The organism is Streptococcus sp. CCUG 71758 (assembly GCF_011714815.1).
Lineage (GTDB): Bacteria > Bacillota > Bacilli > Lactobacillales > Streptococcaceae > Streptococcus > Streptococcus halitosis.
On sequence record NZ_RXXO01000008.1, the window covers coordinates 28,815 to 51,323 of the forward strand.

The following is a 22,509-nucleotide window of genomic DNA, read 5'->3' on the forward strand; positions in this document are numbered from 1 at the left end:
AATGGCAAAAAAAGAAGTAAATACTGATTTATGGGTTCATGAACTTTTAAAAGAAGCAGGAATCCGTGAAAATTTTGATGCGCAGGGAAGTAATGTTAAAGAGATTAATGAAGCACTGAAGACTGCTTCGAAAAAAGGGACTGGAAATTCAGGCTTCCCAGAATACGTTGGAATTGTTAAAGACTTCTTAATCATTATTGAAGATAAACCTGGATTATCAAAACATATCAATTATACAGATGATGATTTGATTGCTGATGATGTCAAATCAAATACAGACTATGCAGTAAACGGAGCGGTCTTTTATGCTAAACATTTAGCAGATAAGGTTAGTTACAAAAAAATCATTGCTGTTGGAATTAGTGGCAATGAAAAAAAACATCGCATTACTCCTGTTTTTGTAAATGAACGTGGTGAATATTTTGAACTTGCGGATATTGAGACCCTTATTTCCTTTTCAATAGATAATATTGATGAGTATTACGTAAAAGAGATTCTTCAAGAAGAAACCAATTTTGAAAAAGAAACTGCTGAAATTTTAAAAGATGCCGCGACTTTACACAATGATTTGAGAAATTACGGCAATATTGAGGAAAAGAACAAACCTCTGATTGTTTCAGGAATTCTGTTAGCATTGAGAGAAACGGAGCATGGAAACTTCTCTCTGGAAAGTTTAACTGGAGATACTGTAAAAACAGACGGCTCAAAGATTTATACTGCCATCAAGTCTAACCTTCAGCGCGCTAATGTGTCTCCTGAAGTAAAAAAAGATAAACTACTTAGTCAGTTTGCTATCATCAGAGACGATGTGAAAATTAATGAAAAAAATGCTAATCTAGGTAAAACACCTATCAAACATTTCACAGAATTTCTTTATAAGAGTATTTATCAAAGTTTAAGATATAACAGTTCTGCTGAAGATTATCTAGGTCGTTTTTACGGAGAATTCATGTCTTACTCTGGAGGAGATGGCCAGAACTTAGGCATTGTTTTAACACCAAAGCATATCACGGAACTGTTTTGTGATTTGGTTGATTTGAAACCGACGGATAAGGTTTTTGATCCGACTTGCGGTACAGCAGGCTTCCTAATCGCTGCTATGCATGATATGTTAACAAAAGCAGAAAATGATTCTCAACGTGACCAAATTCGGAAACATCAGCTCTTCGGGATTGAAGAACAATCTTATATGTTTACAATTGCTACGACGAATATGATATTACGAGGTGATGGGAAAAGTAACCTTGAAAACCAAGACTTTCTACGCCAAAATCCTAGTAAGCTTCAGCTAAAACAATGCAACGTTGGTATGATGAATCCGCCATATTCAATGGGTTCGACAGCCAATACAGATTTGTATGAAATCAACTTTACAGAACACCTGTTAAATTCTTTAGTTGAAGGTGCTAAGGCGGTTGTCATCGTTCCTCAGTCCACCTTTACAGGGAAGACCAAGTTTGAAAAAGAAACTAAACAAAATATTTTAAAACACCATACTTTAGAAGGTGTTATTACACTTAATAAAAATACCTTTTATGGCGTGGGAACAAACCCTTGTATTGCAGTATTTACAGCTGGTATACCGCATCGTCCGGAAAAAGAATGCAAATTTATCAACTTTGAAAATGATGGTTTTGAAGTCTCTAAACACATCGGTCTAGTTGAAACAGCTACGGCTAAAGATAAAAAACAACACTTGCTTGATGTCTGGTTTGATCGCACTGAAGCAGAAACTAAGTTCTGTGTTCAAACAACGATTGAAGCTGATGATGAGTGGCTCCACTCTTTCTATTACTTTAATGATGAAATTCCTTCTGAGGAAGATTTTCAAAAGACCATTGCAGATTATCTAACTTTTGAAGTCAATATGATTACTCATGGACGAGGTTATCTTTTCGGAATAGAAGAGAAAGAGAATTACCAAGAAATTACCGATATTGAGGAACTTCCGATGGTAGCGGAAAAAGGTGACGATTATGAATGAAATTTCTAATTTTGTCCTATATACGACACCTAATGGTGATGTTAATTTAGATATTCTATTACAAGATGAAAATCTTTGGTTGACACAAAAAGAGATTTCTGACTTGTTCGGAGTTTCTAAATCAACGGTTAGTCACCATTTATCAAATATTTATAGTGATGGCGAGTTAGACAAGCTGGCAACTGTTCGAAAATTTCGAACAGTTCAAAAAGAGGGTAGTAGAGCGGTTCAGCGCGAATTAGAGTATTACAATCTTGATTCCATTATATCAGTTGGTTATCGCGTCAATTCAACTAAGGCGACACAATTTCGAATTTGGGCAACGAATACCTTAAAAGAATTTATTATTAAGGGGTTCGTACTTGATGACGAGCGTCTTAAACAGGGACAAACGGTCTTTGGTAAAGATTACTTCCGTGAGCTCTTAGAGCGAATCCGTTCAATCCGTGCCAGTGAACGCCGTATTTATCAGCAAATAACCGATATTTTTGCGGAATGCGCTATTGACTACGATAGAAACTCTGAAATCACTAAGAATTTCTATGCTATGGTGCAGAACAAGTTTCATTTTGCTATTACAGGTAATACCGCTGCTGAGATTATTTATCATAAGGCAGACGCTGATAAGAAACAAATGGGATTAACGACTTGGAAGAATGCACCAGATGGTCGAGTACTGAAATCGGATGTGACAGTTGCTAAGAATTATTTGCAAGAAACCGAAATCCGTCAACTAGAGCGTACCGTAACCTCTTACTTCGACTATATTGAAGGTTTGGTTGAACGCCGTAATACCTTTACCATGCAATCTTTGGCGGAAAGTATTGACCGCTTCCTTTCTTTTAATGAATATGAAATTCTAGAAGGAAAAGGATCTATTTCGAAAAAACAGGCAGACGAGAAAGCCAGTCAAGAATATGAGAAGTTCAACCGTACCCAGAAAATCGTATCGGATTTTGACAAGCAAATCAAAAAACTAATGGCAGGTGACAAAGATGAGTAAGTTAAAATTGACGGATGTGGAGTGGGGAGAGTTTAAGATAGGGAATATTTTTGAAATAGCTAGAGGTAAGCGCCACATTGAAAAAAACAGAAAAAAAGGGAGTATCCCGTATTACTCAGCTAGTTCAGTAAATAATGGAGTAACTGATTTTATATCTAATCCACTGTTTGTGATGAGGAATAAAATTATTGTAACTACATTTTGCGATGCTTTCTATGCAGGAAACACCTTTACAGCTAGTGATGAAATAACTATTTTAGATAATAAATATATCAATAAACATAATGGATTATTTGTTTCAAATAGTATAATGTCTAATAAGTCCAAATATGCTTTTGGGAGAAAAGCATTTACTGAGAGAATTAAAGAACAAATTATTATGCTCCCTATCGATTTCCAAGGTCAGCCGAACTGGCAGTTCATGGAAGACTACATCAAGCAAGAACAGAAACAACAAGCTCAGAAAATCATTGATTATTATGAGCGTAAATTGGTTGAACTAGCTGGAGATGTGGCAGGACTAGACAAGGTAGAATGGAAAACATTTCGTTTCACTGAAGTTTTTCAAGAAATTCAAAGAGGAAAACGTCTGACAAAAGCTAATCAGACAGATGGTCCTAAACCTTATATTTCCTCAACTTCCGAAAACAATGGTGTAGATGCCTTTATTGGAAATGAAACAGGGGTTCGGAAATTTGAAGATGTCCTCACTCTTGCCAATAGCGGAAGTGTCGGTTCCACTTTTTATCAGCAATTTGAGTTTGTGGCTAGTGATCACGTAACAGCTTTAAAGTCTGAGAATGCAGACAAATACGCTTATCTATTTTTATCTACCGTTGTTAAACGCTTAGAAGAAAAATATTCTTTTAACAGAGAGATTAACGACACCCGTATAAAAAGAGAAAAACTCATTCTTCCAGTTGATAAAGAAGGTAACCCTAATTTCCAATATATGTCTGACTTTGTGAAAAAATTAGAACTGGATAAAGCCCAAGAAGTGCTCGAATATATATATATATATATATATATCAGAGTGAAGAACATTCTTGAAGAAAAAGTTTGTGAAATTTCTTGGAAAGATTTCTGGATTGAGGATATTTGTGAGATTAAATCAGGCGTTCGTTTGACAAAAGCAAATCAAGAAATTGGATTGAGACCATTTGTAGGTGCTAGCGATAGTGATAATGGAGTTACAGCTTTTGTATCTAATACAAATAAAAGTCTTGATGCAAATGTACTCGGTGTAAATTACAATGGTAGTGTTGTTGAAAATTTCTATCATCCCTACGAAGCCATTTTTTCTGATGATGTCAAACGTTTGAAATGGAAGGACGAGATATACGGAAACAAATATACCTACCTTTTCTTGAAACAAATGATTTTGTCGCAAAAAATCAAGTATGCCTATGGTTATAAATTCAATGGCGAACGCATGAAACGTCAAAAGATTATGTTGCCAGTTACTAAAACTGGATTGCCAGATTATGACTATATGACTTCTTATATGAAAAAACAAGAATTAGAACAAATTTTTAAGATATTGAACTACTTAAACAAGGAGAACACACATGTCTAAAGAACTTTCACCTAAATACAATCCAGCTGAGGTTGAGGCTGGTCGTTACCAAAAATGGCTTGATGCTGATGTTTTCAAGCCTTCAGGCGATCAAAAGGCTAAGCCTTATTCAATCGTCATTCCACCACCAAACGTAACTGGGAAACTCCACCTGGGTCACGCTTGGGATACAACTTTGCAAGATATCATCATCCGTCAAAAACGCATGCAAGGTTTTGATACGCTTTGGCTTCCAGGTATGGACCACGCTGGAATTGCCACTCAGGCTAAGGTTGAGGAGCGCTTGCGTGGTGAGGGCATTAGTCGTTATGACCTCGGTCGTGAAAAATTTCTAGATAAAGTCTGGGAATGGAAAGACGAGTATGCGACGACTATCAAGGAACAATGGGGCAAGATGGGGCTTTCTGTAGACTACTCTCGCGAGCGTTTCACCCTTGACGAAGGTTTGTCAAAAGCCGTTCGCAAGGTCTTTGTGGACCTTTACAAGAAAGGTTGGATCTATCGTGGTGAATTTATCATCAACTGGGATCCAGCAGCTCGCACAGCCCTTTCTGATATCGAGGTGATTCACAAGGATGTCGAAGGTGCCTTCTACCACATGAACTACATGCTAGAAGACGGCTCACGCGCCCTTGAAGTGGCGACTACTCGTCCTGAGACCATGTTTGGGGACGTTGCCGTTGCGGTCAATCCAGAAGACCCACGCTACAAGGACTTGATTGGTAAAAATGTCATCCTTCCAATCGCTAATAAATTGATTCCAATCGTTGGAGATGAGCACGCAGATCCCGAGTTTGGTACTGGTGTCGTGAAAATCACGCCTGCCCACGATCCAAACGACTTCTTGGTTGGTCAACGTCACAACTTGCCGCAAGTCAACGTCATGAACGACGACGGAACTATGAATGAGCTTGCCTTCGAGTTTGCAGGTATGGACCGTTTTGAAGCTCGTAAGGCAGTCGTTGCCAAGTTGGAAGAAATTGGTGCCTTCGTTAAAATCGAAAAACGTGTCCACAGTGTTGGTCACTCAGAGCGTACAGGTGTAGTGGTTGAACCACGCTTGTCTACGCAGTGGTTCGTCAAGATGGACCAATTGGCTAAGAATGCCATTGCCAACCAAGATACAGAGGACAAGGTAGAATTCTACCCACCTCGTTTCAACGATACCTTCCTCCAATGGATGGAAAATGTCCACGACTGGGTCATCTCTCGTCAGCTCTGGTGGGGTCACCAAATCCCTGCTTGGTACAATGCTGAGGGTGAAATATATGTCGGCGAAGAAGCTCCAGAAGGTGACGGTTGGACTCAGGACGAAGACGTCTTAGATACTTGGTTCAGCTCTGCCCTTTGGCCATTCTCTACTATGGGCTGGCCTGATGTCGACTCAGAAGACTTCAAACGTTACTTCCCAACATCAACTTTGGTGACTGGTTATGATATTATTCCGTTCTGGGTGTCTCGGATGATTTTCCAAGGTTTGGAATTTACTGGCAAGTCGCCATTCAAAAATGCCTTGATTCATGGTCTCATTCGTGATGAGCAAGGACGCAAGATGTCGAAATCTCTTGGTAACGGGATTGATCCAATGGATGTTATTGATAAGTACGGAACAGATAGCCTTCGTTGGTTCCTTTCAAACGGTTCTGCACCAGGCCAAGACGTGCGCTTCTCTTACGAGAAAATGGATGCTTCATGGAACTTCATTAACAAGATCTGGAACATCTCTCGCTACATCCTCATGAACAATGAAGGCTTGACCCTTGAGCAAGCAACTGCTAATGTCGAAAAAGTGGTCAACAAGGAAGCTGGAAATGTCACTGACAGCTGGATCCTCCACAACCTCAACGAAACAATCGGAAAAGTCACTGAAAACTTTGATAAGTTTGAGTTTGGTGTGGCTGGACACATCCTCTACAACTTTATCTGGGACGAGTTTGCGGACTGGTACGTTGAGTTGACCAAGGAAGTCCTTTATAGCGATAACGAAGAAGAGAAAGTCATTACACGTTCTGTTCTCCTTTACACTTTGGACAAGATCCTTCGTCTCCTTCACCCAATTATGCCATTCGTGACAGAGGAAATCTTTGGACAAATCTCAGAAGGTTCTATCGTTACAGCAGAATACCCAACTGTCAACCCAGCCTTTGAAGACCTTGCAGCCCACACTGGTGTGGAAAGCCTCAAAGACTTGATTCGTGCCGTTCGGAATGCGCGTGCGGAAGTAAACGTAGCACCAAGTAAGCCAATCACTATCCTTGTTAAGACAAGCGATAGCGACTTGGAAGCCTTCTTTAACAGCAATGTCAACTACATCAAACGCTTCACAAATCCAGAACACTTGGAAATCGCATCAAACATCCCTGCACCTGAACTCGCTATGTCAAGCGTCATCACAGGAGCAGAAATCTACCTGCCACTCGCTGACCTCCTCAATGTCGAAGAAGAACTGGCTCGTCTCGACAAGGAACTGGCTAAATGGCAAAAAGAACTGGACATGGTTGGTAAGAAGCTCTCTAACGAACGCTTCGTAGCCAATGCCAAACCAGAAGTCGTCCAAAAAGAACGCGACAAACAAGCCGACTACCAAGCCAAGTACGACGCGACCGTCGCACGTATTGATGAGATGAAGAAACTCGTTAAATAAATATAGAAACACGGTGATGAACCGTGTTTTTTACTTTAATTTGTGATAAAATTGTAATAATAAATTTTAATGACTGAAAGAGAATTCATGAGATATATAGATTTATTTGCAGGTTCCGGTGGTTTATCTTTAGGGCTTTATAATGCTGGGTTGCATGGAATATTTGCAGTTGAAAAAAATAAGGATGCTTTTAGTACTTTAAAATACAATTTAATTGAAAGAAAAAATCATTTTTCATGGCCGAATTGGCTTGAAATGAAAAATTGGGATATAAATGAACTTCTAGAAGTTCATAGTAAGGAACTTGCTGAATTAAACGGTTCTGTTGATTTAGTTGTAGGTGGTCCACCATGTCAAGGATTTTCCATGGCTGGAAAGAGAAAAAATAATGATATCAGAAATCAATTAATGCATTCGTATATTGAGTTTATCAAATTAGTTCAACCTACTATGTTATTTTTTGAAAATGTTCAAGGATTTACTGTAGGGTTTAAGGATCATAAGGATAAACAAAAATATTCTGATATTCTTGTTTCGGAATTACATGAATTAGGATATAACTTAGAATATAAAATTGTTACTATGTCAGAATACGGTGTTCCTCAAAATAGGAAACGGTTCATTCTATTTGCATCAAAAAATGGGGCCTATGAGATATTTTTTGACGAATTATTGAAAAATAAAGATTGTTTTTTGAGGGATAGAGGACTAAAAATACCAATTACAATTTCTCAAGCTATTAATGACTTGAAAAAAAGTCATGGAGAAGTTGATAGTAAAGACACTAAGGCATTTAAAAATGGGAAGTATGGTCGAGCAACTTCAGCATATCAAAAATTAATGAGAAATAACATTGAACGAGGCGCATTCCCCGATAGTCATCGATTCGCGAAACATAAAAGTGCAACAATAGATGTATTTAAACGTTTAATGACTGCTTCCGAAAAAAGTATACGAATTACACCGTCTATGAATCTGGTTGAAGGTTTAAAGAAGCGTGGAGTAACTCCTTTAAAGAAAAATTCAATTTGTAATACGATTACTTCTATTCCAGATGATTATATACATTATGATGAACCTAGAATAATGACAGTTAGAGAACACGCTAGAATCCAAAGTTTTCCAGACGATTATGAATTCAAAGGACCGTATACTACAGGTGGTGAACGACGAAAAATGGATGTTCCTCGATATACTCAAGTCGCTAACGCAGTACCGCCTTTGTTTGCAGAACAAGTTGGAGAAGTTATTTTGAAAATCTCTGAATAAGGAGTTAAGATGGAAGAAAAATTACACTTTAAAGTCAGTTCGGGTTTAAAGGATATAATTGGTAAAGACCTAATTACAAATGAATTAGTAGCTATCTTCGAGTTGGTAAAAAATGGTTATGATGCTGATGCAACCGAAATAAATCTTATTATAAATAGTTATGAAAATTACATTATCATTCAAGATAACGGTAAGGGAATGAATCGTAATGATATTGAAAATAAATGGTTGTTCGTTGCTCATTCAGAAAAAAAAGATAGTGATAAGGTATATGCTGGATCCAAAGGAATAGGTCGTTTTTCTTGTGATAGATTGGGAACTAAGCTTAAACTTATTAGTCATAAAGATGATGAAGTTAGTGAATTAAAAATTGATTGGGGTGAATTCGAAAAGGATTCTCTAACAAAATTTGAAGAGTTAGATGTCACATATACTAGCTTAGATGTAGTAGAAGATAGTTTTATTCAAAAATCAGGGACTATCTTAACCATCTCTAAATTAAGAGAGACATGGGACTTAAATAGAGTTAATAAGGTTATATCGGCGCTTCAAAGACTTGTAAATCCATTTGTGGATGATGGTAAAATAAAAATTAATGTTAAGTATATTTCATCCTCCTCAGGAATTGCTGAGGAGGATGAGTATATTAGTAATAATGTTGCTTCGGTATTAGATAAAAAAACAATTTATATTGAGTGTGAAATAAAAGAAAAGGAAATTAGTATCACTCTATACGATCAAGAAAAGATAATTTACTCTTTTAAAATTGAGAATAATACAATTTTAAAAGATATTTACTTCAAAATTTATTATTTAAGTACGGCAGCAAAGAACAATTTTACAAGAATAATGAAAACGACACCAAAAGATTATGGTTCTATTTTCTTGTATAAGAATAATTTTAGGATTTTTCCATATGGAGAGGTTGATTTTGATGCTTTTGGTTTAAACTTACGTAAGACACAAGGTTATAATCGATATCTAGGACATAGGGAATTGCTAGGTTGGATTAACATAATAGATTCTGAAAATCATTTTAATGAAGTTACATCACGTGATAGAGGATTTGTCACTAATTCTTATACTATAGAACTTGAAAAAGTGTATATGGAATTTGTTCACAGACCTTTAGAGTCCTATGCGCAATTGATAAATTTCGGTAGTAGTGATATTGATGAGATTGAAACTGATGATACTGATGCCATCCAAAAGCTAATTCAAAGATTTAAAAAATATAAGTTTACTGTAGCACCAAAAGTTTATGAACTTCCAAAAATAGCACAACCATTAGAAAAGAAATTCGAACTTCTCGACGATGTGAATACAAGCTCATCGGAAAAAAAAGAAATTCAAAAGAATTTAAAACAGGCTGCTGTTGAGTTAAGAAAAGAGAATCAAGAAGTAAAAAAAGAAAAACAAAGAATTTATAAAGAGAATAGTAGATTAAAAAATGAAATCGAGATTAAGGAAAAAATAATCTTAAATGAAAAACCAGCACGTCAAGATATGCTTTTTCACGAATTAGGAAAAGCTGGTAAAGAACTAACAGCCACTTTACAGAAAATGATTCGGCTTATGACACCAGAAGAGTATCAAAAATTTTCAGACTCAATCTATAAAATTAGAAGAACATCTGATAAACTATCATCAATAAAAAAACAAATACTACGATTAAATTTTGAATCTTTTAGTAATCTTGAAAATATAGAATTGAAGTCATACTTAAAAAGCTATGTTGATAATCTCATCGATGATACAGTGAAATTAAAGGTTAGCTTGGGAATTGGAGAACTATATCAAAGCATCAATGTTTATGATTTTGGTACTTTACTTGATAATTTAATAATTAATGCTCAAGATCGTAATGCAAAAGATATACATATTTTCTTTGATGAGGATAATAAAATCATGCACTTTACTTCAGATACAGGACCTATTGATATTGAACCTATTGAAAATATATTTAACATTGGAGTAACCTCAAAAAGAAGAGGCACAGGGTTAGGTATGTATATCTGCCAACAAATTTGTAAAGATTTTAATTGGGAGATATCAGTTCAGCAACTAAAAAATAACGTTGTTGATTTTCAAATTAAGTTTAGTGAGGTTTAAATTGAGACAAGAAATAAATATTCTGTGGTTAGAGGATGATTTACTATCAGATGCACATAGCAATAGAAGAGAGCTTGTAGAAGAAATCTTAGGTGACAAAGGTTATGAGGCTCGAATTGTTGAACTTAGAACATTTGGAGAAGCAAAAATAGAGTTGGACTCTATTAAAAGATATGACTTCTTTATTTCAGATTTTAACTTAGATTCATCTGAAACTGGTTTGAATTACCTAGAGGAAATAAGATATAAGAATGGCTTCAAACAATTTGTTATTTTATATTCTAATAATGACTATAACACTATAAAATCAGATGTTATTAATATTCTACAACAAAAGAATCTAGATATTTTTTCAAATTTCACTTTCTTTTCTGTTTCTGATAGTTTAGAAGAAAAACATTTTGAAGATGCAATTAATGTTATTCTTTGTCGCTGGGATGAATTAAATGCGCTTCGTGGTAGATTTATGTGTGAAAATGCAGAAATCGAACATTTATTACGGGAAAAACTAGAAGTAACTCCAGAAAATGATTCTTATAGAGAAAATTTTGATAGATTTTTTAGAGAAAAGGTCAGACTAAGTAGACCTAACTTGACATCTGATAAAAAAAGAAAGTATGAGTCTTTAAAACAAAGATGGTCCGATCTAATTGATAAAAGAAATGCCCTTGCACATGTGGAAGAAGGGTTTACATCCGAGGAAGGATACTATATTTGTTCACTTAAAGATTCCTCTATAAAAATTATGGAAAGCAACTTGGATGAAGAACGTCGTAACTTAGTATCTTTGAAAAAAGATATAATGGAATTTTTGAATAAAACTTACTACTAATTTTAAAAAATAAGATAACTGTTCTAAAAAATACTCTTACGATTTATTTAGGAGTAATATGAATCACTTTCCCCCATTTAACCTTTGACTATTCCGCAAAATTATCGTACAATAAAGAGTACATGATAAAATGAGGTCAGAGTCTGTTCGCTCTGGCGATAGTAGTAAAAATGAGGAGAAACGCTTTGGAATTAGAAGTATTTGCTGGGCAAGAAAAAAGTGAACTATCTATGATTGAGGTAGCGCGTGCTATCTTGGAACTTCGTGGTCGCGATCATGAGATGCATTTTAGCGATCTTGTAAACGAAATTCAAAACTACCTTGGAACATCAAACAGCGATATTCGTGAAGCCTTGCCTTTGTTCTACACAGAGTTGAACTTTGACGGTAGCTTCATCTCTCTTGGAGATAACAAATGGGGTCTTCGTTCATGGTATGGTGTGGACGAAATTGACGAAGAAATCATCGCTCTTGAAGAAAGTGACGACGATGAAGTAGCACCAAAAACTAAGAAAAAACGCGTCAATGCCTTTATGGATGGTGATTCAGATGCTATTGACTACAATGCGGATGATCCAGAAGACGAAGATGCATACGAAGCAGACCCAGCTCTTTCATACGATGATGAAAATCCAGATGATGAGAAAAATGAAGTGGAAGCTTACGATGCAGAAATCAACGAAATCGCCCCTGATGACTTGGGTGAAGACGTGGATCTCAACGAAGAAGACGACGAGTTTTCTGACGATGACGCTGAAACGAGTGAAGAAGAGTAAAAGACTTCACAGAGGAGATCGTAAGATCTCCTTTTTTTTGTTGCTTGAGCGTGTTGTCCGTTTGGATGCGAATCTTTAGTTGGTTTTCTGAAAACAATCTCCTTTTTTCATCTTTTACCGATTCGGGTTGACAAATGTTCTGCTTTAAGGTATTATATTGTTCGGGCACCTCTTTTAGAGGTCGGGGCTCCCTAGTTACTAGGGAGCTATTTTTGTTTTTCAGGAAGTTTTCTTGAAGAGTCGTTATTCATAAGGGTCTTGTTTTCTATCTCCCCTCGTAGTTAACAAGGCCTTGAGCATTTTAGAAAGAGGAATCTATGTCTACGAAATATATTTTTGTAACTGGTGGTGTGGTGTCGTCTATTGGGAAAGGGATTGTCGCAGCAAGTCTGGGGCGTCTCTTGAAAAATCGTGGTCTAAAAGTGACTATTCAGAAGTTTGACCCTTATATCAATATCGATCCGGGAACCATGAGTCCTTACCAGCATGGGGAAGTCTTTGTGACAGATGATGGGGCTGAGACAGATTTGGACTTGGGTCACTATGAACGTTTCATCGATATCAATCTCAACAAATATTCCAACGTGACAACTGGGAAAATTTACAGTGAAGTTCTTCGTAAGGAGCGCCGTGGAGAATACCTTGGGGCAACTGTTCAGGTTATTCCTCATATCACAGATGCTTTGAAGGAAAAAATCAAGCGTGCCGCTGTAACGACCGACTCTGATGTCATTATCACAGAGGTTGGTGGAACCGTTGGGGATATCGAGTCCTTGCCATTCCTAGAGGCCCTTCGTCAGATGAAGGCAGATGTGGGGGCAGATAATGTCATGTACATCCATACAACCTTGCTTCCTTATCTCAAGGCTGCTGGTGAGATGAAGACCAAGCCAACTCAGCATTCTGTAAAAGAATTGCGTGGTTTGGGAATCCAGCCAAATATGTTGGTCATTCGTACAGAAAAACCAGCTGGTCAAGGTATTAAAAACAAGCTAGCTCAGTTTTGTGACGTGGCTCCAGAAGCTGTTATCGAGTCTTTGGACGTTGAACACCTTTACCAAATTCCATTGAACTTGCAGGCACAAGGTATGGACCAGATTGTTTGTGACCACTTGAAATTAGATGCACCAGAAGCGGATATGACAGAATGGTCAGCCATGGTGGACAAGGTCATGAACCTCAAAAAACAAGTTAAAATTTCCCTTGTCGGTAAGTATGTGGAGTTGCAAGATGCCTACATCTCAGTGGTCGAAGCCTTGAAACACTCTGGGTATGCCAACGACGCAGAAGTGAAGATTAATTGGATCAATGCCAATGATGTGACGGCAGAGAATGTAGCAGAGCTCTTGTCGGATGCGGACGGAATCATCGTACCAGGCGGTTTTGGCCAACGTGGTACGGAAGGGAAAATCCAAGCCATCCGTTATGCGCGTGAGAATGACGTTCCAATGTTGGGAGTCTGCTTGGGAATGCAGTTGACTTGTATCGAGTTTGCTCGCCACGTTTTGGGTCTTGAAGGTGCCAATTCTGCAGAACTTGCACCAGAAACAAAATATCCTATCATTGATATCATGCGTGATCAGGTTGATGTTGAGGATATGGGTGGCACCCTTCGTTTGGGACTTTATCCGTCTAAGTTAAAACGTGGTTCTAAAGCAGCGGCTGCTTATCATAATCAAGAAGTGGTGCAACGCCGTCATCGTCACCGTTATGAGTTTAACAACGCCTTCCGTGAGCAGTTTGAGGCAGCAGGCTTTGTCTTCTCAGGAGTTTCTCCAGACAATCGTTTGGTAGAAATTGTGGAGATTCCTGAAAATAAATTCTTTGTGGCTTGTCAGTATCACCCTGAACTTTCCAGCCGTCCAAATCGTCCAGAAGAACTCTACACTGCCTTTGTCACTGCAGCGGTTGAAAATAGTAACTAGTTATCTTCTAATCTCTGAGAGCAATCTCAGAGATTTTTCAATTGCCTTGCTCGTATGCGGCTTCCCTATTTGTCCTAGAGCCCTTTTTGTGTTACAATGAATGGTATGAAAGCTAAGAAATTATGGATGACTGGCTTGACTGTGGCTGGTCTAAGTGCCCTCGCTTTGGGTGCCAAAAAAGCAGCAGATAACCACAAACTCATGAAGACTCAGGAAGAGTTGACAGCTATCGTGCGCGAACTTTTCTCAGATATGGGTGAGATTGCGACTCTCTATGTTCAAGTCTACGAGAGTAGCCTAGAGCGACTGGTCGGAGGAGTCGTTTTCGAGGATGGCCGTCACTATACCTTTGTCTATGAAAATGAAGGCCTAGTCTATGAGGAGGAAGTCTTATGATACAACCTGCAAGTTTAGAAGAATTGGCATCTTTAGTAGAAAAAGATGGCAAGAAAGTCTTCCTTTTTGTGGCAGACTGGTGTGGTGATTGTCGTTATATCTATCCTGCCTTGCCAGAAATCGAGAAAACTAATCCAGAGTTCACCTTTATTCGAGTAGACCGAGACCAATATATAGATTTGGCCAAACTTTGGGATGTTTATGGAATCCCTAGCCTTGTTGTGCTAGAAAAGGACAAGGAAATCGGTCGTTTTGTCAATCGTGACCGTAAAAGTAAGGAAGAAATTAACAACTTTTTAGCAGAACTGAAATAGGAGAAAAAGGAAAGAATGATTTTTACATATAATAAAGAGCATGTCGGCGATGTCCTTATGATCATCGTGAAAAACAGCGGAGATGCCAAGTTGGACGTGGAGCGAAAAGGCAAGGTAGCCCGTGTTTTCCTCAAAGAAAATGGGGAAACAGTAGCTTGGAATATTTTCGAAGTTTCAAGTTTGTTTGAAATTGCAGAGCGCGGTCAAGTCTTTTTGACAGATGAGCAAGTCGCTCGTTTGAACCAAGAGTTGCAGGCGGAAGGTTTTACAGAAGAAATTGTCAATGACAAGGAACCTAAGTTTGTTGTTGGTGAGATTGTCGAGATGGTCGCTCACCCAGATAGTGACCACCTTAACATCTGCCAAGTTGCAGTTGCAAGTGACAAGACAGTGCAAATCGTTGCAGGGGCTCCCAATGCGCGTCTTGGCCTGAAAACCATTGTAGCTCTTCCTGGAGCAATGATGCCAAAAGGAAATCTCATTTTCCCAGGCGAACTTCGTGGTGAGAAGAGTTTTGGCATGATGTGTAGCCCTCGTGAATTGCATCTACCAAATGCTCCACAAAAACGTGGGATTATTGAATTATCAGAAGACCAAGTTATCGGAACTCCATTTGACCCAGCCAAACACTGGACTGCCTAGGAAATTGTCAGTATTTGATAGACCAGATAGAGGGGGAAAAGATGGCAAAAAATGTAGTAATTACAGGAGCGACCTCAGGAATCGGTGAAGCGATTGCGCGTGCTTATCTAGAGCAGGGGGAGAATGTCGTTCTAACAGGGCGACGGACAGACAGACTAGATACCCTCAAGTCAGAGTTTGCAGAAATTTTTCCTAATCAAACAGTTTGGACATTTCCACTGGATGTCACGGATATGACCATGGTCAAGACTGTCTGCTCCGATATTCTGGAAACGATAGGGCAGATTGATATCTTGGTCAATAACGCTGGACTAGCTCTTGGCTTGGCTCCCTATCAAGACTATGAAGAGTTGGACATGCTGACCATGTTGGATACCAATGTCAAGGGGTTGATGGCAGTCACTCGCTGTTTCTTGCCTTCTATGGTAGCAGCCAATCAAGGTCATATTATCAATATGGGATCGACCGCAGGAATCTATGCCTATGCTGGGGCAGCTGTTTACTCAGCCACCAAGGCTGCTGTCAAGACTTTTTCAGATGGTTTGCGAATTGATACCATTGCAACAGATATCAAGGTAACTACTATTCAGCCAGGAATTGTCGAAACAGATTTTTCTGCGGTACGTTTCCACGGTGACAAAGAGCGTGCTGCGACGGTTTATCAGGGGATCGAAGCCTTGCAGGCACAAGACATCGCAGACACTGTTGCCTATGTGACCAGTCAACCCCGTCGTGTGCAGATTACAGATATGACTATTATGGCCAATCAACAGGCGACAGGTTTCATGGTTCATAAAAAATAAAAAATTTCTTCGAAAAGTTACAAATTTCTGTAACTTTTTTTGATTTCCTGCGAATAGATAAGTAGGAGGAAGAAAATATGTATAATAAAGTTATTCTTATTGGACGTTTAACGTCTACACCAGAATTGCACAAAACCAACAATGACAAGTCAGTGGCGCGAGCAACTATCGCTGTGAACCGTCGTTACAAAGACCAAAACGGTGAACGTGAAGCCGATTTTGTAAATATGGTCCTATGGGGCAGACTAGCAGAAACTTTGGCAAGCTACGCAACCAAAGGCAGTCTCATTTCCGTTGATGGAGAATTGCGTACCCGTCGCTTCGAGAAAAATGGCCAGATGAACTATGTGACCGAAGTTCTTGTTACAGGATTCCAACTCTTGGAAAGCCGCGCCCAACGTGCCATGCGTGAAAATAACGCAGGTCAAGACTTAGCAGACCTAGTCTTGGAAGAGGAAGAATTGCCATTTTAAGCATTAAAAAGTCTGAGTTTGTCTCAGGCTTTTTATCTTGCCAAAGTCAGACTTTTTTCTTGACTATTTCTGACCAAGTGATACAATAGAACTATAAATTAGCACTCAGATATAAAGAGTGCTAATAATATGTAGTTTATCATGGAGGAAAACAGATGTTGAAACCATTAGGAGACCGTGTGGTCTTGAAAATCGAAGAAAAAGAACAAACTGTTGGAGGCTTTGTCCTTGCAGGCTCAGCCCAAGAAAAAACAAAAACAGCCCAAGTTGTAGCTACTGGACAAGGTGTTCGTACCTTGAATGGTGACTTGGTTGCTCCAAGCGTTAAGCCTGGGGACCGTGTCTTAGTTGAAGCTCATGCAGGTATTGATGTCAAAGATGGCGATGAAAAGTACATTATCGTAGGCGAAGCCAACATCTTGGCAATCATTGAAGAATAGAAGGAGAAAGTAAGTATGTCAAAAGAAATTAAATTTTCATCTGATGCTCGTTCAGCGATGGTCCGTGGTGTCGATATCCTAGCGGACACAGTTAAAGTAACCTTAGGACCAAAGGGTCGTAATGTCGTTCTTGAAAAATCATTTGGCTCACCATTGATTACCAATGACGGTGTTACTATTGCCAAAGAAATTGAATTAGAAGACCATTTTGAAAATATGGGTGCCAAATTGGTATCAGAAGTAGCTTCAAAAACAAATGATATTGCAGGTGACGGAACAACAACTGCAACTGTTTTGACTCAAGCAATCGTCCGCGAAGGAATCAAAAACGTCACAGCAGGTGCTAATCCAATCGGCATTCGTCGTGGGATTGAAGCAGCAGTTGCCGCAGCTGTAGAAGCCTTGAAAAACAATGCCATTCCAGTTGCTAATAAAGAAGCCATCGCTCAGGTTGCTGCCGTATCTTCTCGTTCTGAGAAAGTCGGTGAATACATTTCTGAAGCCATGGAAAAAGTTGGTAAAGATGGTGTCATCACTATTGAAGAATCACGTGGTATGGAAACAGAACTTGAAGTTGTTGAAGGAATGCAGTTCGACCGCGGTTACCTATCGCAGTACATGGTGACAGATAGCGAAAAAATGGTGGCTGATCTTGAAAATCCATACATTTTGATTACTGATAAGAAGATTTCAAATATCCAAGAAATCTTGCCACTTCTAGAAAGCATTCTTCAAAGCAATCGTCCACTCTTGATTATTGCGGATGATGTAGATGGCGAAGCTCTTCCGACTCTTGTATTGAACAAGATTCGCGGAACCTTCAATGTCGTAGCTGTCAAGGCTCCTGGATTTGGTGACCGCCGTAAGGCTATGTTAGAAGACATCGCTATCTTGACAGGTGGAACAGTCATCACAGAAGATCTTGGTCTTGAGTTGAAAGACGCTACTATTGAGGCGCTAGGTCAAGCAGCGAGAGTAACTGTGGACAAAGATAGCACGGTTATCGTAGAAGGTGCTGGAAATCCTGAAGCTATTTCTCACCGTGTTGCGATTATCAAGTCTCAAATTGAAACTACAACTTCTGAATTTGACCGTGAAAAATTGCAAGAACGCTTGGCAAAATTGTCAGGTGGTGTCGCAGTCATCAAGGTCGGAGCTGCAACTGAAACTGAGTTGAAAGAAATGAAACTCCGCATTGAAGATGCCCTCAACGCTACTCGTGCAGCCGTGGAAGAAGGAATCGTTGCAGGTGGTGGAACAGCTCTTGTAAATGTCATCCCAGCCGTAGCTGATTTGGAATTGACAGGAGATGAAGCAACAGGACGTAATATTGTTCTCCGTGCCTTGGAAGAACCTGTTCGTCAAATTGCCCACAATGCAGGATTCGAAGGTTCTATTGTTATTGACCGTTTGAAAAATGCTGAAGTTGGTACAGGCTTCAACGCAGCAACTGGCGAATGGGTCAACATGATTGAAGAAGGAATCATCGACCCAGTTAAAGTGAGCCGTTCAGCCCTTCAAAATGCAGCCTCTGTAGCCAGCTTGATTTTGACAACAGAAGCAGTCGTAGCCAATAAACCGGAACCAGCAGCCCCAGCTCCAACAATGGATCCAAGCATGATGGGCGGGATGATGTAAAAGTAACTTATAAAAAACACAAAAGAAGGGAATACATATCCCTTCTTTTTATGATAATCACTTCTAAATTGGATTGAGCTCTCCTAACTTATATGATAAAATAAGACTAGAAAAAGGAGAAGAACATGATCGATGTAGAAGAAATTCTGAGCAAGATGAATCCCAATCAGAAGATTAATTATGACCGTGTCATGCAGAAAATGGTTCAGGTTTGGGAAAAAAATGAGGAACGTCCCACTATTCTCATGCATGTTTGCTGTGCTCCTTGTAGTACCTACACCCTAGAATACCTGACAAAATACGCTGATGTGACTATCTATTTTGCCAATTCCAATATCCATCCCAAGGCAGAATACCACAAGCGAGCTTACGTCACCAAGAAATTTGTCAGTGATTTCAATGAGAGGACAGGAAATACGGTCCACTATTTAGAAGCGCCTTATGAACCCAATGAATACCGGAAGTTAGTCAGAGGACTGGAAGAAGAACCCGAAGGTGGCGATCGTTGCAAGGTTTGTTTTGATTACCGTTTGGATAAAACAGCACAGGTAGCTATGGACTTGGGCTTTGACTACTTTGGTTCAGCTTTGACCATCAGTCCCCATAAGAACTCTCAAACCATCAACAGCATCGGAATCGATGTGCAAAAGATTTATACCACCCACTATCTTCCAAGTGATTTCAAGAAAAATCAAGGCTATAAGCGCTCGGTGGAGATGTGCGAGGAGTATGATATCTATCGTCAATGTTATTGTGGATGCGTCTATGCGGCTCAAGCTCAGAACATTGACCTTGTTCAGGTTAAGAAGGATGCCACGGCTTTCTTGTTGGATAAGGATGTTGAAAAAGACTATTCCCACATCAAGTTTACTGTGACTAAATTAGATATATAGAAATCAACCCAGTCGAAAAGCTGGGTTTTTCAAATAAAAAAACCAGGGCTCTCACCCCGGCTTGACAACTTTACCGATTCTTTAGTTCTATGTAGCGTTTGTACCAAATGTTGACATAGGCCTCTGAGAAAGGACCGCGTCCATTGTTGATCCAATCAACAAGGATTTTAACATGCTCTTTCAAAATATAGTCTAAATCATCAGAATACTTCATTTTGCGTTTATGGCGCTCATACTCTTCAACGTCCAAGAGACGCTTTTCACCATCAGTGAAGACCTTGACATCCAAATCATAGTCAATGTATTTCAGGGCTTCCTCATCTAGATAGTAGGGACTAGCCATATTGCAATAGTAGGAAATCCCATTATCGCGAATCATAGCAATGATATTAAACCAATATTTTTTGTGAAAGTAAACAATAGCCGGTTCTCGAGTCACCCAACGACGACCGTCACTTTCGGTAACTAGTGTGTGGTCGTTGACGCCGATAATGGCGTTCTCTGTTGTTTTTAGTACCATGGTGTCTCGCCAAGTACGGTGAAGACTCCCATCATGCTTATAACTTTGAATTGTAATAAAGTCGCCTTCTTTTGGAAGTTTCATAACTAACCAACTTTCTACAATTTATAAGTTTATCGTTTACTATTATATCATAAATCGGTCTATTTTTTTTGAATTTTACACGAAAATGTTAAAGATATTCTCTGAGAGCGCTGGCTATATCCGAAAAATCATAGCCTTTTCGGGCTAAAACTTGGGTTAAACGCTGTTTAAGTTCGTATCCTTCATACTTTCGAGCATACTTAGCATATTGTTTGTCTAGCTCTTTAAAAATGAGTTCTTGAGTCGTTTCTTGGCCGACTTGACTATCCAAGTCATCAAAAGCATTTTTAGCATCAGAATAGGAGAAGCCTTTGTTCGTCAAGCTTTGAATGATCTTATCCTGCAAGGCACGAGCGGGAAGCTTTCCCATGTATTTTTTAAGAAGTTTCTCCGCCACACGTTGAGCAACCTCTGAAAAATCAAAATCCTTTAAAACCTCTTCAATCGTTGATTTGACAATCCCTTTTTGAGACAGTTTTTGAGCTAGCACATAAGGTCCCTTATCTCCAGAAAGTTGATTTGCGTTGATAATAGAGTAGACATACTGACGATCATTTATCCAGTTGTCTTCTTTAAGGTTAGCGATAACCTGACTAGTGATTGTTTCATCAATATCATACTTTTTCAGATACTCTCTCACTTCCTTTTCAGTACGAGCCTTGAAGGATAAATGGTAGAGAGCGAGGTTCTTACCATAAGAAAACTGAGCAAAGCCCTGTATCTTGGTCAGTTCCTCTTTGCTAATGACCTTATCTCGAGACAGCATAAAACGGACAATAGTATCTTCCGTGATATAAGAGGTTTGCTGATGATCTAGCTCCATCAGGTAGAGGCGTTTTTTCTTTTCAAGTTTTGTGATTTTCATAGTTCTATTATACCTTAAAATGTGATAAGATAGGGGTATGAATCTGAAAGTCAAACAAAAAATACCTTTAAAAATCAAGCGGATGGGTATCAATGGTGAGGGAATCGGTTTCTACCAGAAAACCCTCGTTTTTGTGCCTGGCGCCCTCAAAGGAGAAGATATCTATTGTCAGATTACTTCTATTAAACGTAACTTTGTCGAAGCCAAATTGCTAAAGGTTAATAAGAAGTCTAAATTTCGAGTCGTGCCAGCTTGTACCATTTATAATGAATGTGGTGGTTGCCAAATCATGCACCTCCACTATGATAAACAGTTAGAGTTTAAAACGGATCTGCTCCATCAAGCCCTGAAAAAATTTGCTCCTGCAGGATATGAAAACTATGAAATCCGTCCAACTATCGGAATGCAGGAACCAAAGTACTACCGTGCTAAGCTTCAATTCCAGACTCGAAAATTTAAAAATCAGGTCAAGGCAGGTTTGTATGCGCAAAACTCTCATTACCTCGTAGAGTTGAAAGACTGCTTGGTGCAAGATAAGGAAACCCAGACAATTGCGAATCGCCTAGCTGAACTTCTTACTTACCATCAAATCCCCATCACCGATGAGAGAAAAACGCTCGGCGTTCGCACCATCATGGTACGTCGAGCAAGAAAAACAGGACAAGTCCAGATAATCATCGTCACGAATCGCCAGCTAAATTTGAATCAACTAGTCAAAGACCTAGTCAAGGATTTTCCAGAAGTCGTCACAGTTGCAGTCAATACAAATACAGCAAAAACAAGTGAAATCTATGGTGAAAAGACGGAAATTATCTGGGGCCAAGAGAGTATTCAAGAAGGAGTACTTGACTATGAGTTTTCTCTCTCGCCCCGAGCTTTTTATCAGCTTAATCCTGAGCAGACAGAAATTCTCTATAGTGAAGCAGTTAAGGCTCTGGATGTCAGCGAAGAGGATCATCTGATTGATGCATATTGCGGTGTTGGGACAATCGGATTTGCCTTCGCAAATAAGGTCAAGAGTCTCAGAGGGATGGATATTATTCCAGAAGCCATAGAAGATGCTAAGCGAAATGCTCAAAAAATGGGATTTGACAATACCCATTACGAAGCGGGGACAGCAGAAGAGATTATTCCACGCTGGTATAAAGAAGGCTACCGAGCGGATGCATTGATAGTTGACCCTCCTCGTACAGGCTTAGATGATAAGCTGTTGGATACCATCCTGACCTATGTCCCAGAAAAGATGGTCTATGTATCCTGCAATGTTTCGACCTTGGCACGAGATTTAGTTAAACTGGTAAAAGTCTATGATCTCCAGTA

The 22,509-nt window shown here is 39.0% G+C and carries 20 protein-coding genes; 18 read left to right on the forward strand and 2 right to left on the reverse strand.

Features of this window, described 5'->3' with window-relative positions:
• Position 1 precedes the first annotated feature (1 nt).
• The 17 genes from EKB01_RS09140 (at position 2) to EKB01_RS09220 (ending at position 19,720) form a co-directional block, all read left to right on the forward strand.
• Positions 2-1,984: an N-6 DNA methylase gene (locus EKB01_RS09140; protein ID WP_045618122.1), complete on the forward strand. Its 1,983-nt coding sequence runs from the start codon at positions 2-4 to the stop codon at positions 1,982-1,984.
• Positions 1,977-2,987 (forward strand): RhuM family protein, encoded by a 1,011-nt coding sequence (rhuM, locus tag EKB01_RS09145; protein ID WP_109290307.1) that lies wholly within the window; start codon positions 1,977-1,979, stop codon positions 2,985-2,987. Before EKB01_RS09140 ends, rhuM begins: the two co-directional genes overlap by 8 nt.
• Positions 2,980-4,563 (forward strand): restriction endonuclease subunit S, encoded by a 1,584-nt coding sequence (locus EKB01_RS09150; protein WP_084936670.1) that lies wholly within the window; start codon positions 2,980-2,982, stop codon positions 4,561-4,563. The genes rhuM and EKB01_RS09150 overlap by 8 nt, the downstream gene beginning before the upstream one ends.
• The gene (locus tag EKB01_RS09155; RefSeq protein WP_167266694.1) at positions 4,556-7,207 is read left to right on the forward strand and encodes a valine--tRNA ligase; all 2,652 of its coding nucleotides are present in this window, start codon (positions 4,556-4,558) and stop codon (positions 7,205-7,207) included. The genes EKB01_RS09150 and EKB01_RS09155 overlap by 8 nt, the downstream gene beginning before the upstream one ends.
• An 87-nt stretch (positions 7,208-7,294) precedes the next feature.
• Positions 7,295-8,476, forward strand: coding sequence for a DNA cytosine methyltransferase (locus EKB01_RS09160; RefSeq protein WP_057489405.1), 1,182 nt, complete (start codon positions 7,295-7,297; stop codon positions 8,474-8,476).
• Between the two features lie 9 nt (positions 8,477-8,485).
• A complete protein-coding gene (locus EKB01_RS09165; protein WP_167266697.1) occupies positions 8,486-10,588 on the forward strand; it encodes an ATP-binding protein in 2,103 nt (700 codons plus the stop codon).
• A gap of 1 nt (position 10,589) precedes the next feature.
• A complete protein-coding gene (locus EKB01_RS09170) occupies positions 10,590-11,420 on the forward strand; it encodes a hypothetical protein (RefSeq protein WP_057489417.1) in 831 nt (276 codons plus the stop codon).
• A gap of 185 nt (positions 11,421-11,605) precedes the next feature.
• Positions 11,606-12,196, forward strand: coding sequence for a DNA-directed RNA polymerase subunit delta (gene rpoE / locus EKB01_RS09175; RefSeq protein ID WP_000418421.1), 591 nt, complete (start codon positions 11,606-11,608; stop codon positions 12,194-12,196).
• 317 nt (positions 12,197-12,513) lie between these two features.
• The gene (locus tag EKB01_RS09180; protein WP_167266699.1) at positions 12,514-14,121 is read left to right on the forward strand and encodes a CTP synthase; all 1,608 of its coding nucleotides are present in this window, start codon (positions 12,514-12,516) and stop codon (positions 14,119-14,121) included.
• 96 nt (positions 14,122-14,217) lie between these two features.
• A complete protein-coding gene (locus EKB01_RS09185; protein ID WP_167266702.1) occupies positions 14,218-14,517 on the forward strand; it encodes a DUF4651 domain-containing protein in 300 nt (99 codons plus the stop codon).
• Positions 14,514-14,831 carry a thioredoxin family protein gene (locus EKB01_RS09190; protein ID WP_167266705.1) on the forward strand — a complete coding sequence of 106 codons (318 nt, stop codon included), beginning with the start codon at positions 14,514-14,516 and terminating at the stop codon, positions 14,829-14,831. Before EKB01_RS09185 ends, EKB01_RS09190 begins: the two co-directional genes overlap by 4 nt.
• Before the next feature lie 15 nt (positions 14,832-14,846).
• Entirely contained in the window at positions 14,847-15,473 is a 627-nt protein-coding gene (gene ytpR / locus EKB01_RS09195) for a YtpR family tRNA-binding protein (protein ID WP_167266710.1), read from the forward strand.
• A gap of 41 nt (positions 15,474-15,514) precedes the next feature.
• Complete coding sequence (locus tag EKB01_RS09200; protein WP_109290301.1) at positions 15,515-16,276, forward strand: SDR family NAD(P)-dependent oxidoreductase; 762 nt, start codon at positions 15,515-15,517, stop codon at positions 16,274-16,276.
• A 77-nt stretch (positions 16,277-16,353) separates the two neighbouring features.
• A complete protein-coding gene (locus EKB01_RS09205) occupies positions 16,354-16,749 on the forward strand; it encodes a single-stranded DNA-binding protein (RefSeq protein WP_000282442.1) in 396 nt (131 codons plus the stop codon).
• Between the two features lie 155 nt (positions 16,750-16,904).
• The gene (groES, locus tag EKB01_RS09210; protein ID WP_000917326.1) at positions 16,905-17,189 is read left to right on the forward strand and encodes a co-chaperone GroES; all 285 of its coding nucleotides are present in this window, start codon (positions 16,905-16,907) and stop codon (positions 17,187-17,189) included.
• Positions 17,190-17,204: 15 nt separating this feature from the next.
• The gene (gene groL, locus EKB01_RS09215) at positions 17,205-18,827 is read left to right on the forward strand and encodes a chaperonin GroEL (RefSeq protein WP_167266715.1); all 1,623 of its coding nucleotides are present in this window, start codon (positions 17,205-17,207) and stop codon (positions 18,825-18,827) included.
• A gap of 125 nt (positions 18,828-18,952) precedes the next feature.
• On the forward strand, positions 18,953-19,720 hold the full coding sequence (locus EKB01_RS09220) for an epoxyqueuosine reductase QueH (protein WP_033583681.1): 768 nt from the start codon (positions 18,953-18,955) through the stop codon (positions 19,718-19,720).
• Between the two features lie 70 nt (positions 19,721-19,790).
• On the opposite strand, the gene EKB01_RS09225 is transcribed toward EKB01_RS09220, so the two are convergent.
• Positions 19,791-20,324, reverse strand: a complete 534-nt coding sequence (locus EKB01_RS09225) for a DUF402 domain-containing protein (RefSeq protein WP_000775318.1) — start codon at positions 20,322-20,324, stop codon at positions 19,791-19,793.
• A gap of 88 nt (positions 20,325-20,412) precedes the next feature.
• Complete coding sequence (gene recX / locus EKB01_RS09230) at positions 20,413-21,189, reverse strand: recombination regulator RecX (RefSeq protein WP_000705078.1); 777 nt, start codon at positions 21,187-21,189, stop codon at positions 20,413-20,415.
• Positions 21,190-21,226: 37 nt separating this feature from the next.
• Here recX and rlmD point away from each other — a divergent pair.
• Positions 21,227-22,509, forward strand: a 1,283-nt coding sequence (gene rlmD / locus EKB01_RS09235) for a 23S rRNA (uracil(1939)-C(5))-methyltransferase RlmD (protein WP_109290299.1), incomplete at its 3' end; no start/stop codon positions are given.

Excerpts from the sequence above, each read along its gene's own strand:
- EKB01_RS09140 (WP_045618122.1), top strand. The coding sequence starts at position 2 with ATGGCAAAAAAAGAAGTAAATACTGATTTATGGGTTCATGAACTTTTA.
- rhuM (WP_109290307.1), top strand. The coding sequence starts at position 1,977 with ATGAATGAAATTTCTAATTTTGTCCTATATACGACACCTAATGGTGAT.
- EKB01_RS09150 (WP_084936670.1), top strand. The coding sequence starts at position 2,980 with ATGAGTAAGTTAAAATTGACGGATGTGGAGTGGGGAGAGTTTAAGATA.
- EKB01_RS09155 (WP_167266694.1), top strand. The coding sequence starts at position 4,556 with ATGTCTAAAGAACTTTCACCTAAATACAATCCAGCTGAGGTTGAGGCT.
- EKB01_RS09160 (WP_057489405.1), top strand. The coding sequence starts at position 7,295 with ATGAGATATATAGATTTATTTGCAGGTTCCGGTGGTTTATCTTTAGGG.
- EKB01_RS09165 (WP_167266697.1), top strand. The coding sequence starts at position 8,486 with ATGGAAGAAAAATTACACTTTAAAGTCAGTTCGGGTTTAAAGGATATA.
- EKB01_RS09180 (WP_167266699.1), top strand. The coding sequence starts at position 12,514 with ATGTCTACGAAATATATTTTTGTAACTGGTGGTGTGGTGTCGTCTATT.
- EKB01_RS09185 (WP_167266702.1), top strand. The coding sequence starts at position 14,218 with ATGAATGGTATGAAAGCTAAGAAATTATGGATGACTGGCTTGACTGTG.
- EKB01_RS09190 (WP_167266705.1), top strand. The coding sequence starts at position 14,514 with ATGATACAACCTGCAAGTTTAGAAGAATTGGCATCTTTAGTAGAAAAA.
- ytpR (WP_167266710.1), top strand. The coding sequence starts at position 14,847 with ATGATTTTTACATATAATAAAGAGCATGTCGGCGATGTCCTTATGATC.
- EKB01_RS09200 (WP_109290301.1), top strand. The coding sequence starts at position 15,515 with ATGGCAAAAAATGTAGTAATTACAGGAGCGACCTCAGGAATCGGTGAA.
- EKB01_RS09205 (WP_000282442.1), top strand. The coding sequence starts at position 16,354 with ATGTATAATAAAGTTATTCTTATTGGACGTTTAACGTCTACACCAGAA.
- groES (WP_000917326.1), top strand. The coding sequence starts at position 16,905 with ATGTTGAAACCATTAGGAGACCGTGTGGTCTTGAAAATCGAAGAAAAA.
- groL (WP_167266715.1), top strand. The coding sequence starts at position 17,205 with ATGTCAAAAGAAATTAAATTTTCATCTGATGCTCGTTCAGCGATGGTC.
- EKB01_RS09220 (WP_033583681.1), top strand. The coding sequence starts at position 18,953 with ATGATCGATGTAGAAGAAATTCTGAGCAAGATGAATCCCAATCAGAAG.
- EKB01_RS09225 (WP_000775318.1), bottom strand. The coding sequence starts at position 20,324 with ATGAAACTTCCAAAAGAAGGCGACTTTATTACAATTCAAAGTTATAAG.
- recX (WP_000705078.1), bottom strand. The coding sequence starts at position 21,189 with ATGAAAATCACAAAACTTGAAAAGAAAAAACGCCTCTACCTGATGGAG.